The following is a 15,438-nucleotide window of genomic DNA, read 5'->3' as shown; positions in this document are numbered from 1 at the left end:
CCGATGGTAATTATGAGTATACTGGCATGACTAAAAATAATAATCTGCAGAAATGTTACAAAATATAAGGAGTCAGGGATGTCGGAAGTCACCAATCCGTTCCAGGCATGCAATAACATCTTTTTTAAACCTAACGGCGTGTTCAAAGCCATCGACGAAAAAAACAACTGGTCCTGGATACCATTTTTCGTTGTCATTTTGATGAGTGTGTTACCCGCTTACCTGTATATCAACTTTGTTGACTTCGAGTGGTATAAAAATATGTTGGTAGACACTCAGTATGGCGAGTTGAGCCCTGCTGAACAGGATAACATCCGCGGTAACATGGCCCAGCCCCAGGTCATGGTAGCCATGATAATGTTCGGAATTCTGGGCCCTATTGTGTTTAACGCTATTCTGGCACTCTATCTGAACCTGACAACGAAGTCCGACGAAGAAAATCTAAACGGTTACACCGACTGGTATGGCTTTACCTGGTGGGCAGGCATGCCGGTTGTGGTTAGCACTTTACTGGGTATTGCACTAATCTCCATTGAAGATAACCATCAGATATTACCCACTATACTCAGCCCTTTATCCGTAGCCTATGTCTTTAATGTGAGTATGGAATCAGACTGGTTCGGTTTCGCTCAGGCATTGCGGCTGGAAACGTTATGGTCGGTCTATCTGATAACGGTTGGAATTACCCAGTGGACCAGTTTCGACACCAAAAAGTCTGCTATTATCGCAGCCGCGCCCTTTGTGATTATCATGGGCGTCTGGGCGCTGATGAAGCTTTTCTAAGTTCGCCGAAGCGGCAATTGAACGGTAGCTGGCGCGTTAGGCGCCAGTGGCCGAAAATATCCTGTATCGGCATAAAATGCCTCGGTCTGTTCAGAATACCAGCCTGGTATCCCCAGCAATGGAATGGGTTTTAAGGTGTTTTTTGCCGCCAACCCGTCAAGTTTAGTAAGCCGCTCAGACAATGCCACATCTATCATCTTATAGCGGGTTTTCTCATCCATTTTCTCAAACCCTGCAGGCACAATCACCGCAAGCCATTTTGCCGTTAAGCCAATAAACGGGTCCAGCAACATTTCGTAAAGGGCATGACCAATAATCACTGGAAACAACGTGTTGCCCCATTCGTGCTGATTATCAACCAAACATTCCTGCCACTGATGGTTTGCCAACCTTTCCAACAGTTGATTACCTTTTTCGAGTTTGTCTTGTGGCAGGGCAATCACCAGCCCGCATTCATCAAAATGGGTAATGCGATTACGTTTAGGGGTTCTGGGGTGAATGCCAAACTGCGCAATTTCCTCACAGTGCAGTGTATTAATCAGCTTTTTGCTGCGCGGAAATGCTATCCACATCATCGCATTAAAGGTGTCATGCCAGTTGGTGCGTGTTGGCACCTGATTTTCCTCAGCGATAAACACTTCATAATAGCGCTTTGCTAAATCGGCCTGGTCATCATCAATGAAGTCCGGACCTGCCCAGCCTTCGTCCATCAGTCTGGCATAGTCATTAAGTTGTGGCGCACTAAGCGGATTGCGGCCTGCCATCCTGAAAGTGGAAAATAAAGTGTCTAGTGGCAAAGAGGATGATCTTGCTGAATCGGGGTGTGAAGACATGAGAAAACGAGGATATCTTAGCAGTTCAATTTTGTACTGAATTCTCTATACTGGAAAGCTAATGTAAAGCAATCAGAGAAAAATAAATGAAAAAAATCCTCCTGTTGCCGTTAGTTGTTTCCTCAGTAGCGTGGTTATCTGCCTGCTCACAGGAACCTGCGGCCACAACTTCGACAGAACAAAACAACTTTGATGCGGTATATAACAGCATTACTGCCGACAAAATTGCGCCGCCTCTTAAGACCCTGGCGTCTGATGAATTTGAGGGGCGTCTGCCAACGACAGCAGGGGAAAAGAAAACCCTCGATTTTCTGGTTTCAGAATTTAAACGACTTGGCCTTGAACCGGGCAACGGCGACAGTTACCTGCAAGCGGTGGAGTTGATGGAAATTACCGCCGATCCGGGCATGACCATGACCATTGGCAATCACACTTTTGACTACAAAACCGATATGGTTGCCGGCTCCAAACGTGAGCAGGATGTGGTAACACTTACCGATTCAGAGCTTGTTTTTGTCGGTTATGGCATTAATGCTCCGGAATACGAATGGAATGACTACGAAGGCCTGGATGTAACCGGTAAAACCGTAGTAATTCTGGTTAACGACCCAGGATTTGAAAACCCGGAAGGCGGTAAATTTCAGGGCACTACCATGACCTATTACGGTCGCTGGAGCTATAAATACGAAGAAGCCAGCCGTCAGGGCGCCGCGGGTGCCATTATTGTTCATGAAACAGCTCCGGCTTCTTATGGCTGGTCGGTGGTGGCTAATAGCTGGAGTGGCCCGCAGTATGGCCTGGTTAGCCCGGATAAAGGTGCCAGCCGCGTAGCCGTTGAAGGATGGTTAACCCTGGACGCGGCTACCCGTGTTTTCGCCGATGCCGGCCTTGATTTCGAGGAAGAAAAAGCTAAAGCCATGCAAGGCCCCTATTCCGTGCCACTCGAGCAGAACATGTCGGTAACTGTGCAAAACACCTATCAGGCCTCAACCAGTTACAATGTGCTGGCTACCCTGCCCGGAAGCGAAAAACCGGATGAGCATGTGATTTACACGTCGCACTGGGATCATCTGGGCAAGGATGAAAGTCTTGAGGGCGATCAGATCTATAACGGCGCACACGATAATGCTACCGGTACTGCCGCCGCATTGGTTATGGCTGAGGCCTTTAGTAAACTCACTCCCGCGCCAAAACGCTCTGTGTCATTTTTAATTGTCACCGCCGAGGAACAGGGCTTACTGGGATCGAAGTACTACGCCGACAACCCGATTATCCCGCTTAATAAAACCGTGGCCAATATCAACATGGATGCCATGAATGTGCTGGGTAAAACCAAAGACATCGCGGTAATTGGCATGGGTAAATCCGATCTTGAAGAAGAGCTGACTATTGCAGCGACTCGTCAGGGTCGTACTGTCACTCAGGAAGATCGTCCTGAGGCGGGCTATTACTATCGTTCCGATCATTTCAGCTTTGCCAAAGTGGGTGTTCCGGCGCTCTATGCCAAAGGTGGAAGCGAGCCCTTTGACGAAGAAACCGCGAAATATCGTAAACGTACCAGCGTGATAGTGACCGGCTGTTATCATCAGGTCTGTGACAAGTTTCGGGACGACTGGGATCTGAGCGGGATATCTCAGGATACCCAGCTATTAATGGAAGTTGGTTATTTAGTCGCCAACAAAGACAGTTGGCCGCAATGGCGTGAAACCAGTGAGTTTCAGCGCAAATAATCAGCCCCCTTCAGAAAACCGCCGCTTTCGGCGGTTTTTTTTATCTAAATGTTTAAATAGACCAGATTGTACTTGCATTTTTTGCTCATGCTGGCACATTCAGTAGTCGCGAGTGTAAAGGTTTTATCCTGCAAAAAAATAATCCACCGCTGTACGTCAATTCGAGCACCGACAGAAAACATTATCCTTTAACTATGTGACAAGAGAGAACGCTTCTTATGTGTGGTATTTTCGGTATCTTAGATATCAAAACCGATGTGTCTGAACTCAGAACCCAAGCTTTGGAACTAACCAAAACGCTGCGTCACCGCGGCCCTGACTGGTCGGGTATCTGGAATAATGACAATACCATTTTGTGTCACGAGCGTTTAGCAATCGTCGATGTTGATACGGGTGCCCAGCCACTGATCAGTGACAACGGTCACCAGGCTCTGGCTGTAAATGGTGAGATCTACAACCACAAGCAGCTCGCTAAAGAGCTGGACACTCCTTACAACTTTAAAACCCGCTCTGACTGCGAGGTCATTCTGCCGCTGTATCAACAGCGCGGTGTTGAGTTTATTGATGATTTACAAGGCATGTTTGCGTTCATTCTGTATGACGAAAAAGAAGATGCCTATCTGATTGCCCGTGACCATATTGGTATTATCCCGCTGTATACCGGTTACGACGAACACGGTAATTTCTACGTGGCTTCCGAGATGAAAGCGCTGGCCCCGGTTTGTAAAACGATTAGTGAATTTCCTCCGGGCCACTATATGTGGAGCAAAACCGGTGAAATGGTGAAGTACTATAAGCGCGACTGGATGGAATACGACGCCGTTAAAGACAACGAGTCGAACATCGAAGAACTGCGCGTAGCCTTCGAAAAAGCGGTTAAATCTCACATGATGTCAGACGTACCTTACGCCGTGCTGTTATCTGGTGGTCTGGACTCATCACTGGTTTCTGCTGTCGCCGCCAAATACGTTGCCAAACGGGTTGAAGATGAAGACAAATCCGATGCCTGGTGGCCGCGTTTGCACTCATTTGCTGTAGGCCTTGAAGGTGCCCCCGATTTAGTGGCTGCCCAGAAAGTTGCAGAAATGATTGGTACGGTGCACCACGAAATCCACTTTACTATTCAGGAAGGTCTGGATGCCATTCGTGATGTGATTTATCACCTGGAAACCTACGACACCACCACTATCCGTGCCGCTACGCCAATGTACCTGATGACCCGTAAGATTAAAGCAATGGGTATTAAAATGGTACTGTCGGGCGAAGGCTCTGATGAAATCTTCGGTGGTTACCTGTACTTCCACAAGGCACCGAATGCTAAAGAGTTTCATGAAGAGACGGTACGTAAACTCGACCGCCTGCACATGTTCGATTGCGCCCGTGCTAATAAAGCTACCTCGGCGTGGGGTGTTGAAGCCCGTGTCCCCTTCCTGGATAAAGAATTCATGGACGTGGCCATGCGCCTCAACCCGAAAGACAAAATGTGTGGTAACGGCAAAATGGAAAAGTACATTCTGCGTGAAGCCTTTGATAACGGTGAAACGCTGCCGCCAGAAGTGTTATGGCGTCAGAAAGAACAGTTTGGTGACGGTGTAGGTTACTCCTGGATTGACTCAATTAAGGATTTTGTTGCCAACGAAGTAAGCGATCAACAGCTGGCTTCTGCGGAGTTCCGCTTCCCAATCAATACCCCGGATACCAAAGAAGGTTACTACTACCGCACAATCTTTGAAGGTTACTTCCCGCAAGAAACTGCAGCTCGCTGTGTACCTGGCGGTAAGTCAATTGCCTGTAGTACGGTTGAAGCCCTTGAATGGGATGAGAGCTTTAAGAACAATGCTGACCCGTCTGGCCGCTCCATGCAGGGCGTACACGGCAAAGCATAACTTTTGCTTACCTACTAAAAAAAACAGCACCTTTAGGTGCTGTTTTTTTCTACTGATTATTCTTTATTAGGGGCGCTTTGGGGCGTATGGATCTGCGGATCAAACCATAAGGCTTTATCATCCAGCGGCGTTTCTTTAGGGAGTAATGGATTCTCCAGGTGAAATACCTTGCGCTCAGCTACGTTGACTTTAAGCAACGCCTCACGATGATGGCTGACAAAGATATTATCGAAAGAGCCGTCTTCCAGGGCTCTTCGTAATCCCGTTTCAATCAGCCTCGCCATGGTAGGATTGGAACGATTCACAAAGAAATACATTGCCGCCGGATAATGCATAACCAAAGATGGCTCGAGTACAATATCGTCATCCAGTGAAAGGGCATTTAATTCTCCCAGTACTTCACTAACGGCCCGTGGGAAAAAGTCGCCCTGTTTTAACTCCAGGCGATTAAATGCCTCGGGAAACTCAGACACAGTGAGCACATTAAACCCGTTAGACTGCAATATTTTAGTATCCGGCCACTCGGCACCCTGTAACGCCGTTAAAGGGGTTAAATTCCGGACTTCGCGGATGTTATGAAACTTGGCGGACAAGTCCTGGTTAATTAAAAACACGCGCCAGCCAATCAACCCTTTATGAATAGGGATACGAATCGGTAGCAGCTCCTTCTCGCGCTGTATATCCGTCATCACCCAAACGATGTTGATTTCGCGATTTTCCTTTAACTGCCGAATGGCCTTGCCCTGCAGCAAAATGCGTTCAGACGGCGTAAGTGTATAACGCACTCCGGTTTTACTAAGCGCCAGTTTGAGCAGCGTTAACGGATAATCGTGACGACTGTCGCTTTCATTTATGGGGCGCGGGTAATGAATAGACCAGTTGGCAGCACTGACGTTTAGCGTCCACAGTAACAGTATAAATACCAGTCCAATACCGTGATAAGTCCTGCCGCGCAGTAGGGTAAAAATGTGCTTTTTCATTGGCCCGGCCTCAAGCGATGCCGACGTACTTATGCGTTTGCAATGACAAACGCCAGTTACGTTCGATACAGGTTTTAATGGCCAGTTCTGTGGCTCTGGGCTGCTGGCTGATGGGCTGCAGACAAATGATGTCTGGTACCGCGTCCAGGCGCGACAGTAGCGCGTCCAGCTCATCAATGTGCTTTTGCATGGCGATGGGGTGTTTGATTTCGTTTGCGCGTTCAAGAGCGCTGGTCAGAATATCGAAGCCCCCTTTCATATTGATTTTTGGCGAAACCGTTACCCAGGTGTCTTTGGCACAGCGCACTTCAAACGCGCCACTGGTTTCAATTTGGGTGGTGTAACCATGCTCATGAAGTAACTCAGTGAGCTCTGTTAAATCGTACATGCAGGGCTCTCCGCCTGTCAGCACAACATGTTTGGCCTGATAGCGCTGCTGCTCAAACAGAGCCAGTAAACCCAGTTCTGAAATACCGAAATAGCGCTCTGACTCAGCGGCTTTATTTATCACTGCATCAACGCTGTCTATCATGTTCTCGTTCAGTTCCCAGGTGTGTTTAGTGTCACACCACGGACACCCTACCGGGCACCCTTGCAGGCGCACAAACACCGCTGGCACGCCGGTATATACACCTTCGCCCTGGATGGTTTCGAACATTTCATTGATATTGAGTCGTTGATCTGTCAATTGTTTAATCCTGTCGTGATTCTTGTTGGGATTCTAGCAGGGATAGCATAAAATTCCGTTATCATTTATTAAATTATACCTGTTATGTCTGAAAAAGTGATTGTTATCTATTCCGGCGGCATGGACTCGTTTACCGTGCTTAATAAAGCGCTGGAAGATGGAAAGTCGCCCATGGCACTGTCTTTCAATTATGGCCAGCGCCATAAAAAAGAGCTCGATTATGCTGCGCGGGTGTGTGCCGAATTATCGATCCCCCATAAAATTGTCGATATCTCGGCTATCAACGACCTGATAGGTGGCTCAGCGCTTACCAGCGATATTGAGGTACCTGAAGGGCATTACGAAGAGCCCAGCATGAAAACCACCGTTGTGCCTAACCGCAATATGATCCTGCTTTCTATGGCAGTGGGTTATGCTGTGAGTGAAGAGGCCACGAAGGTTTACTACGGAGCCCACTCAGGTGACCACGCAATCTATCCGGATTGCCGTCCTGAATTTGTCGAGAAAATGAATGATGTGTGTGCCATCGCCAATTACGAGGCGGTTGAGATAGTCACCCCTTACCTTAAAGTAAGTAAAACGGCTATTCTCACTGACGGCCTGAGAATGGGTCTGGATTACGGCAAATCCTGGACCTGTTATAACGGCCGGGAAAAAGCCTGTGGCCAGTGTGGTGCCTGTCAGGAGCGTCTTGAAGCGTTCCGGGATAATGGCAGAACAGACCCGTTGGACTATGAATAAATAAACGTTTACCTTATTGACTAACCCCATTAAAGGAGTTTTACCATGCAAGTAGTCCTGTTAAGCCTTGTCGGTTTAGCTCTGGGGTTGGCTTTACCCGCCCTCGCTAACCAACGCATTGCGGTGCAAATTAAGGGATATGATGACGGCGTAAAGTCCACTGCCGGGCAGGATTACAAAGAAGCGGTGCTGTTTGCTAAGCGTGAAGCCATTGAACGTGCTGGCGTTTCCGTAAAATCGCTCACCACCATGGAAGATTATCTTATCAAATCTGATTACATTGAAAGCCAGGCTGAAGCAGTGCTGGAACCTGGTTACGATGTTCTCGACATTGGTTATCAACCTGATGGCAGCTACCTGGTTGTATTAACCGGAAAAGTAAGTCTGATGACAAAAGCCAGTGAGGCTGATAAACAGCCTCCTGCTCCTGAGTCAATGCTGTTGACGGCGTTAAGCCGCTTATCGGCATCGCCACAGGAATTTGAGCTCAGCCTGGGCGACATTGGCAACTACCCGATTGAAAAAGCCTATTTTGCCAACGACGAGCAGTTTGTTATCCATTATGATTTCCGCAATGGTGTGATGACCTTAAACAATATCAATAAAGGCATTATGCGCCTGGCAGGTACCTATCGCACCGATACGGACTCCGGCAGCGTTGAACTGGATTTTAATCCTGACGGCAGTGCAGAAGGACACTGGAAATTCTTTCTGGCCAGTGGTGCAATGACCATCCGCAAAAAATAAAGCGCCTGATGATTTCTCATTAAGGCGCTTATTTAACCGCGTAATCTTACTTTTGGCTTTCGGTAATAAAGTAGCTGAGCTCTTTAATACAGTGGCGCAGTACCGGGTTTAACCGGGTATTCTTGCCATTCATCACAAACAGCTCATGGCTGAATTCAAACAGATTACCGTTAGCAATAGACACCAGTCCTAACGCGACACCCTGCTCTTTGGCCATGTAGTCTGGCAATAACGCGACATACTCACCGGTCATCATGGCCGACATCGCGGCATCAAATGAATCAGAGAATGTCTGAATAGCCAGGCGACGATCGCCATCAATGTAATTGGCCGATGATAAGCCCGAAATGCCGATGGCCGGGTAATCTTCGATTCTGACGTTTTCAGGTAAAGCATCCACATCCCGGTACTTGGCCAACGGATGAGAAGGCGCACAGTACAACCGGCCTTTACAAGACGTACCAATGGGGTGGAAAGTCACCGATTCCGGTTTCACCATGTCGTAGGTGGAGATCACCAGATGACATTCACCCGACAGCGCCACGTGTTCAACTTCGTTATAGAGACGGGTTTGAATATTCACATGAATATCATCAAACTTTTTCATGGTGCTTTTTACAGCCCGGCTTACTGCAAGATGCATAGACAGCGGCAGGCCAGCCATCAATACCAGAGTAATGTGACCAGAATAGTCGTCGTGCAGTGATTTTAAATTAAAAACAAAGTTATCGAAGGCATTAAAGATACGTTTGGTTTCCTGAAAAACCACCTCGCCTTCTTTGGTCATCTGAAAGCCACCGCGACCACGATGACAAAGCACGAGATCCAGCCGTTCCTCAAGCTTTTTGATGGCAGCACTGATATTGGGACGCTGCATTCTTAATACCGGCTCAGCTGCCGTGAAGCCATTACAACTGGCTACCGCATAGAATACCCGCAGTAGTTTGATATCAGATTCTTGTAATCGGTTTAACATGATTGCACCCAAAATAGGTATAGTTATCAATACTCAAACCATAATAGGCACAGTACACAATATTTACAATCATATTTTTCGTGTTCAATAGCCAAAGCAGGAAAATACTGCTCTGGCGGGCCGTGCCGGCAACACTTCAATTGTTAAGAGAGGGCAACTACCTGCTTTCTTAGTTGCTCAATTTCATCCCGTAACGACGCCGCTTTTTCAAACTCCAGCTCTTTGGCACATTCGAACATTTGCTTTTCCAGTTCGCTCACCTGCGCCATCAGCTCGGTGGCCGAAGCCGCTTTAGCAGCCTTCTTAGACTCCGCCACTTTGCGCAACTTAACCTGACCGGAACCCGGTGCTACCGAATCGCCCAGGTCCATTATGTCAGTGATTGGCTTATTCAACCGTTGTGGGGTTATGTTATTGGCCGTATTGTGCTCTATTTGTTTCGTGCGGCGACGCTCAGTTTCATCAATCGCCTTGCGCATGGAGCCGGTAATGGTATCGGCATACAAAATGGCTTTACCATTAACATGACGCGCTGCCCGGCCCATGGTTTGAATGAGGGATTTTTCAGCGCGCAGGAAACCTTCCTTGTCGGCGTCAAGAATCGCTACCAGCGACACCTCAGGCATATCGAGCCCTTCCCGCAGCAGGTTTATTCCCACCAGAACATCAAATTTACCCAGTCGCAGGTCGCGGATGATCTCAATTCGCTCTACCGTATCGATATCCGAGTGTAAATACCGTACTTTTACGCCATGCTCGTTAAGGTACTCACTTAAATCCTCGGCCATGCGTTTTGTCAGCGTGGTGATCAGTACCCGTTCATCCACCGCTACCCGCAGTTGAATTTCAGACAATACGTCGTCTACCTGCGTGGCCACCGGGCGTACTTCAATAACCGGATCCAGCAAGCCGGTAGGCCGCACCACCTGCTCAACCACGTCGCCGTCAGATTTTTCCAGTTCATAGTTGCCAGGCGTTGCTGACACATAAATGGTTTGCGGTGAGATATGTTCGAACTCATCAAACTTGAGCGGCCGGTTATCCAGTGCTGACGGCAACCGGAACCCATACTCCACCAGAGTTTCCTTGCGCGAGCGATCGCCTTTGTACATTGCACCGATTTGTGACACGGTAACGTGGGATTCATCAATGAACATCAAACCATCGGCCGGAAAGTAATCCAGCAATGTTGGCGGTGGCTCGCCCGGCGCTCGGCCAGAGAGGTAGCGTGAATAGTTCTCGATACCGGAGCAATAGCCAAGCTCCAGCATCATTTCGATGTCGAACTGAGTGCGCTGCGAAATACGCTGTTCTTCCAGTAGTTTATTGACTTCCAACAACTGCTTTTTGCGATCGGCGAGCTCTTCTTTAATGCGATCCACCGCGCTGAGAATCTTTTCCCGGGGTGTCACATAATGCGTTTTAGGAAATACGGTAGCCCGCACCACGTTTTTTTCAACGGAGCCGGTTAACGGATCAAACAGACTGATGCGATCAATTTCTTCATCAAACAGTTCTACCCTCACCGCCTGTTTCTCAGAGTCCGCCGGAAAGATATCAATCACATCGCCGCGTACCCTAAAAGTCCCCCGCTCAAAAGCCAAATCGTTACGCTTATATTGCAACTCTGCGAGTCGTCTTAAAATATCCCGCTGGTTAATGGTATCGCCAGTGCGCAAATGCAGCAGCATTTTCATGTAGGATTCCGGATCACCCAAACCATAGATGGCCGAGACACTGGCCACAATCACTACATCACGGCGTTCCATGAGGGCTTTAGTCGCCGACAATCGCATTTGTTCTATGTGGTCGTTTATCGAGGCATCTTTCTCAATAAAGGTATCGGTGCTCGGCACATAAGCTTCAGGCTGATAATAGTCATAGTAAGACACGAAATACTCTACGGCATTATGCGGGAAGAATTCCTTCATCTCACCGTACAACTGCGCAGCCAGGGTTTTATTGTGTGCCAGCAACAATGTGGGGCGTTGTACCTGGTTAATAATATTGGCCATGGTGAAGGTTTTACCTGAACCGGTTACCCCTAACAGCGTTTGATGAGCAAGACCGCTTTCCAGTCCGTCCACCAGCGCTTCAATCGCTGTGGGCTGGTCGCCCGCAGGCTGATATTTGGAAACAAGCTCAAAGCCTTTATCTGCCATGTTATAAAACCTTTATTCGTGTGTTTGTACAGAGACTACCCGCAAAGACCGTCGGAACCAGTACACCGATACCACAGCCATTAATAAGTTCGCTATCACCGCGCCGGTAAAGATACCCTGCAAGTCATAAAATACGCCCATGGTTATGGTGATCGGCACAAAAAAGACGAACAGCCGAATCACACTAAGTACCAGCGCCGACATAGGCAAATGAATCGCATTTAGCGAGGAATTGGTGAGGATAACGATGCCCTGTAAACCATACCCTAAAGGTACAATAACCAGAAACATCTGGATCAATTCAGCCACCTGTTGCTCTTTGGCAAACAGCGATGCCAACAGGCCAGAGCACAGCCATAACACCACACTGATAAACAATTGCCACGCCAGCACAAATTTTACTATCAGCCAATACGCGTCTTTGACGCGACCAATGCAATTGGCGCCCATGTTTTGACTAATGAACGGCGGTAATGACATCGATAGCGCCAGCACCACTATGGTAGTGAATGACTCCAGCCGACTCCCTACCCCCCAGGCAGCGACGGCTTCTTCGCCATACCCTGCAACAACGCGGGTCAGAATGGCACCGGCAATAGGCGTAAGCATATTAGCGCCGGCAGCCGGCAGCGCAATATGCAAGATAGAGCGACTACGTTCAGCCAACTCTTTGACTGTTAACAGACGGGGTAAAATATAATTACGTTGCCTGGCCAGCAAATACAGAATCCACACTGAACAAACAATCCAGGAAATAAGTGTAGCCAGGGCTGCACCACCAATGCCCATGGCTGGCACCGGACCCAAACCAAAAATAAACAGCGGATCCAGCAGCGCATTGATGCCACCGCCCGTGGCCATAATAATGCTCGGTGTTTTGGTGTCGCCGCGGGCGCGTAGTATGCTATTCCCCACCATCGGCATAGCGAGAAACACCGAAGCAAAGTACCAGATTTCCATATAATCATGAATATGCGGCATCAAATGTTGCTGAGCGCCCAGTAACTGAAACACAAAATCAATACTGAAGCCACCGCACAAAGCAAGAATGCCTACCATAATGAAAGACAGCATCAGTGCCCCGGAGCCAGTCTCCCGGGCGCCATCCTGCTTGCCCTGTCCGGCCAGGCGGGCGATCACGGCTGAGGTCCCGATACCGAGACCAATGTTCAAACTGATTAGTGTAAAAGTTACCGGAAAAGTAAAACTGATTGCAGCCAGTGGCTCAGTACCCAGCAGGCTTACAAAAAAAGTATCAATAAGGCCAAAGCTCATCATCATGATCATGCCAATGATCATGGGAACGGTCATGCGTTTTAACGACTCGGCAATATCACCATTGATTAAATCTCGTGATTTATCCTGCTTCACTCTGCTCACTTATAACTTTAATAGACTGACGTTACTGACTGCCTGCCCGGCATCATGTGGCAAACAACGAGGTAGTTTAAGATTACTACGTAGCATCTTGCCCGGAATGGTTAATTAATTTGGCGATTTTTAAAGCCAATAGATGTAATGTCCAAGTGTAATCGACCGCGTCAGTGAACAACAGGGATTTATCAAATAAAAACGCTAGAACATAAACCGGCAACATTTCCGCTCTTTTTATCAATTTCACGATTAATAACGGAAACTTATTTGTTCATATTTCACCCAGATACTATTGTGACAACCTATACATAAGCAATCAGGCGCTTAGAACGTGTATCTAAGCAAATCCGGTCCTTCATCCTGTAAACCGAATAACTTTTAAACAGCGTACAAAATTGTGTATTAAGTGAATTTATTGTTAACAAAGCGTTACCACACCCATTACCTCAGCGTTTAACACACAAGAAAAATCATGTCTATCCCCAAAATTAAAAAAATGACATACATTCGTCTATTACCCAATAGATTTAATATAAATTATTGTTTTTATTAAATTTTAAACCACCACAATGTGACAACTATGTGACAATAAATTGACTTACGTGCAGTGCTCTCTCTCTTCCGACAATTCTATCAACATAGTTATCCACAGATTTGGTGGATAACTAATTAAGAGCCAGTATTGGCGCGGCTTAGACGTTAATCGACAGCATTTTTTGTAAGTAACGACTAACCTTGTGAGAATACCTCAATGGTTACATATTTATGAAAATCTGTATATAAAAACAGTATTCAATAGTTTTTTAATAGCTTTTAGTTATAAATTTATTTATTTAAATTACTAAAGTAACACAGAGCATCCCTGTTTCTTCCACAACTGACATTAACCTAATAATATTCAATGAATTAGCCTTGTAAGCCTGAGTAAAGTCGAAAAAACATGCGTTTCGTTTGTTTTTTGAGCTGAAACAACGCTACATGACATTTTTTGTCCAAACGAAAGAAAATTTTCACGAAGTTTGTTGACACAAGAATCTTACGTCATTAATATTCGCCTCCGTTGAAACACAGGTCCCCCTTAGCTCAGTTGGTTAGAGCGACGGACTGTTAATCCGCAGGTCCCCCGTTCGAGTCGGGGAGGGGGAGCCAAGTTTCAATAGTAAGTAGTAAGATATAGTGTTCCCCCTTAGCTCAGTTGGTTAGAGCGACGGACTGTTAATCCGCAGGTCCCCCGTTCGAGTCGGGGAGGGGGAGCCAACTTACTGGCTCCAGCTCTATTTAAGCAATCCCCTCTATTACCCAAACAATCTTAATTTCAATGCATAGTAGCGTTATGTTTGTTATATGTGTTTTTCAATTTCGATTGCTAACGAATTATGACCCGCATTGTTTTTCTTGTTCAGCTCCTGGTTGTTACTCAACTGCTGTTTAGCAGTTTCAGCCTGGCACAAACCGTATCCACCCCGTCGCCATCGGCCCAGGTATCTGCGCAAAGCTGGCAGATTCTGCAGGAAATCGTAAGTGACGTTGGCGCCCGCCCTGCAGGCAGTTCTAATGAACGCAGGTTGCTGCATGACTTTACCAACCGGTACTGGAGCCAAAGCACAGGAGTTCCCGTTAATAGTCAGCCGGTAACGTTTACTGTACGGGGCAGCAAAAAGCGCAGTGCGAATGTTTGGCTCACGTTTCCAGGCAAATCAGGGGAGCATCTGGTCATCGGTGCTCACGCCGACTCTACGGGAGAAGATGAAGGTTCTCAGGGCGTAACAGATAACGGTATCGCCGTAGCGTTGCTGTTAGCTCTTGGCCAACAGCTCAGCACCATGGAACTTGAAGACTCTGTAACTCTGGTGCTGTTTGGTGCCGAAGAAGTGGGTTTGTTTGGTTCGCAAGCTTTTACAACAGCCCTGCAGAACGACCGTCGTTTCTTAACCGGCGCTCCCTTCCCCACTGCAATGATTAACCTGGATACTATCGCAGGTGGTGATTACCTGTATGTCCACAGTCCGACTAAGAAAGTTTATAAACGATGCGATAAAGTCGAGAGCTATAATTCGTCTGCGTCGGTGCGCGATGCATTGATGAGCGTTGCCAGCGCCAACTCCCTGCCATTTCGGTTACATCCTGCTTATCCTGGTTATCGGGAAGGCGAGACCGGTGAATGGTCAGATCATGCGCCTTTTGCCTGTGCTGGTATTCCTGTCGGTTATATTGAAGCCACCAATTTTTCGATTAATGGGCGTGATGGTTACGACGGCTATTCACAGGCACTGCATCCATCACTGTGGGATTGCTTCGACCGTAGTGAGAAAACCGCCTGTAATCCCGAACAGGAACAACGGTGGGGTTATATCTGGCATACCCAGGCTGATCGCCTGGACAAATTAAATCAACTTTACCCCGGACGACTGCGAACACAATTAAATGCAGTCACTGAACTTCTGTTCAATTTTCTTACCGGCGATAAATCACTTCAGTCAGCCAGTGACTGATCTTCACCCGCCTGTTCCGCATACAAAGGCGCAATCGGTGTAATAC

At 47.4% G+C, this 15,438-nt stretch carries 12 protein-coding genes and 2 tRNA genes; 8 read left to right on the top strand and 6 right to left on the bottom strand.

Going from position 1 to position 15,438, the window contains the following annotated elements; all coding sequences use genetic code 11:
• Positions 1 to 78 precede the first annotated feature (78 nt).
• Positions 79 to 783 (top strand): Yip1 family protein, encoded by a 705-nt coding sequence (locus tag C6Y40_RS23160; protein ID WP_105936754.1) that lies wholly within the window; start codon positions 79 to 81, stop codon positions 781 to 783.
• On the opposite strand, the gene C6Y40_RS23155 is transcribed toward C6Y40_RS23160, so the two are convergent.
• Entirely contained in the window at positions 780 to 1,580 is an 801-nt protein-coding gene (locus C6Y40_RS23155; protein ID WP_170308569.1) for a DUF3025 domain-containing protein, read from the bottom strand. The two genes, C6Y40_RS23160 and C6Y40_RS23155, sit on opposite strands and share 4 nt — an antisense overlap.
• 122 nt (positions 1,581 to 1,702) lie before the next feature.
• Between C6Y40_RS23155 and C6Y40_RS23150 the strand changes: the two genes are divergently transcribed.
• Entirely contained in the window at positions 1,703 to 3,346 is a 1,644-nt protein-coding gene (locus tag C6Y40_RS23150) for a M28 family metallopeptidase (protein WP_105936752.1), read from the top strand.
• A gap of 218 nt (positions 3,347 to 3,564) precedes the next feature.
• On the top strand, positions 3,565 to 5,232 hold the full coding sequence (asnB, locus tag C6Y40_RS23145) for an asparagine synthase B (RefSeq protein WP_105936751.1): 1,668 nt from the start codon (positions 3,565 to 3,567) through the stop codon (positions 5,230 to 5,232).
• A gap of 56 nt (positions 5,233 to 5,288) precedes the next feature.
• On the opposite strand, the gene C6Y40_RS23140 is transcribed toward asnB, so the two are convergent.
• On the bottom strand, positions 5,289 to 6,212 hold the full coding sequence (locus tag C6Y40_RS23140; protein WP_105936750.1) for a type 2 periplasmic-binding domain-containing protein: 924 nt from the start codon (positions 6,210 to 6,212) through the stop codon (positions 5,289 to 5,291).
• Between the two features lie 10 nt (positions 6,213 to 6,222).
• The gene (gene queE / locus C6Y40_RS23135; protein ID WP_105936779.1) at positions 6,223 to 6,870 is read right to left on the bottom strand and encodes a 7-carboxy-7-deazaguanine synthase QueE; all 648 of its coding nucleotides are present in this window, start codon (positions 6,868 to 6,870) and stop codon (positions 6,223 to 6,225) included.
• Between the two features lie 114 nt (positions 6,871 to 6,984).
• Between queE and queC the strand changes: the two genes are divergently transcribed.
• Positions 6,985 to 7,641: a 7-cyano-7-deazaguanine synthase QueC gene (gene queC, locus C6Y40_RS23130; RefSeq protein WP_105936749.1), complete on the top strand. Its 657-nt coding sequence runs from the start codon at positions 6,985 to 6,987 to the stop codon at positions 7,639 to 7,641.
• 45 nt (positions 7,642 to 7,686) lie between these two features.
• A complete protein-coding gene (locus tag C6Y40_RS23125; RefSeq protein ID WP_105936748.1) occupies positions 7,687 to 8,388 on the top strand; it encodes a hypothetical protein in 702 nt (233 codons plus the stop codon).
• A gap of 46 nt (positions 8,389 to 8,434) precedes the next feature.
• Here the strand turns inward: C6Y40_RS23125 and C6Y40_RS23120 are convergent, their stop codons facing one another.
• The 3 genes from C6Y40_RS23120 to C6Y40_RS23110 all read right to left on the bottom strand — a co-directional run bounded on the left by C6Y40_RS23120 (position 8,435) and on the right by C6Y40_RS23110 (position 12,837).
• Positions 8,435 to 9,364, bottom strand: a complete 930-nt coding sequence (locus C6Y40_RS23120; protein WP_105936747.1) for a LysR family transcriptional regulator — start codon at positions 9,362 to 9,364, stop codon at positions 8,435 to 8,437.
• A gap of 143 nt (positions 9,365 to 9,507) precedes the next feature.
• Positions 9,508 to 11,526, bottom strand: coding sequence for an excinuclease ABC subunit UvrB (gene uvrB, locus C6Y40_RS23115; RefSeq protein ID WP_105936746.1), 2,019 nt, complete (start codon positions 11,524 to 11,526; stop codon positions 9,508 to 9,510).
• 12 nt (positions 11,527 to 11,538) lie between these two features.
• The gene (locus C6Y40_RS23110) at positions 11,539 to 12,837 is read right to left on the bottom strand and encodes an MATE family efflux transporter (protein WP_105936778.1); all 1,299 of its coding nucleotides are present in this window, start codon (positions 12,835 to 12,837) and stop codon (positions 11,539 to 11,541) included.
• A gap of 1,135 nt (positions 12,838 to 13,972) precedes the next feature.
• Here C6Y40_RS23110 and C6Y40_RS23105 point away from each other — a divergent pair.
• The 3 genes from C6Y40_RS23105 to C6Y40_RS23095 all read left to right on the top strand — a co-directional run bounded on the left by C6Y40_RS23105 (position 13,973) and on the right by C6Y40_RS23095 (position 15,392).
• Positions 13,973 to 14,049: transfer RNA gene (locus C6Y40_RS23105), tRNA-Asn, on the top strand.
• 31 nt (positions 14,050 to 14,080) lie between these two features.
• A tRNA-Asn gene (locus tag C6Y40_RS23100) sits at positions 14,081 to 14,157 on the top strand.
• Positions 14,158 to 14,276: 119 nt separating this feature from the next.
• Entirely contained in the window at positions 14,277 to 15,392 is a 1,116-nt protein-coding gene (locus C6Y40_RS23095; RefSeq protein WP_105936745.1) for a M28 family metallopeptidase, read from the top strand.
• The last annotated feature ends 46 nt before the right edge of the window (positions 15,393 to 15,438 follow it).

Source organism: Marisediminitalea alba (assembly GCF_002993365.1).
Lineage (GTDB): Bacteria > Pseudomonadota > Gammaproteobacteria > Enterobacterales > Alteromonadaceae > Alteromonas > Alteromonas alba.
This window is presented reverse-complemented; position numbering and strand designations above follow the sequence as displayed.

Coding starts and splice junctions, on each gene's coding strand:
- C6Y40_RS23095 (WP_105936745.1), top strand. CDS start 14,277: ATGACCCGCATTGTTTTTCTTGTTCAGCTCCTGGTTGTTACTCAACTG.
- C6Y40_RS23140 (WP_105936750.1), bottom strand. CDS start 6,212: ATGAAAAAGCACATTTTTACCCTACTGCGCGGCAGGACTTATCACGGT.
- queE (WP_105936779.1), bottom strand. CDS start 6,870: ATGTTCGAAACCATCCAGGGCGAAGGTGTATATACCGGCGTGCCAGCG.
- C6Y40_RS23125 (WP_105936748.1), top strand. CDS start 7,687: ATGCAAGTAGTCCTGTTAAGCCTTGTCGGTTTAGCTCTGGGGTTGGCT.
- queC (WP_105936749.1), top strand. CDS start 6,985: ATGTCTGAAAAAGTGATTGTTATCTATTCCGGCGGCATGGACTCGTTT.
- uvrB (WP_105936746.1), bottom strand. CDS start 11,526: ATGGCAGATAAAGGCTTTGAGCTTGTTTCCAAATATCAGCCTGCGGGC.
- C6Y40_RS23110 (WP_105936778.1), bottom strand. CDS start 12,837: ATGACCGTTCCCATGATCATTGGCATGATCATGATGATGAGCTTTGGC.
- C6Y40_RS23160 (WP_105936754.1), top strand. CDS start 79: ATGTCGGAAGTCACCAATCCGTTCCAGGCATGCAATAACATCTTTTTT.
- C6Y40_RS23150 (WP_105936752.1), top strand. CDS start 1,703: ATGAAAAAAATCCTCCTGTTGCCGTTAGTTGTTTCCTCAGTAGCGTGG.
- asnB (WP_105936751.1), top strand. CDS start 3,565: ATGTGTGGTATTTTCGGTATCTTAGATATCAAAACCGATGTGTCTGAA.
- C6Y40_RS23120 (WP_105936747.1), bottom strand. CDS start 9,364: ATGTTAAACCGATTACAAGAATCTGATATCAAACTACTGCGGGTATTC.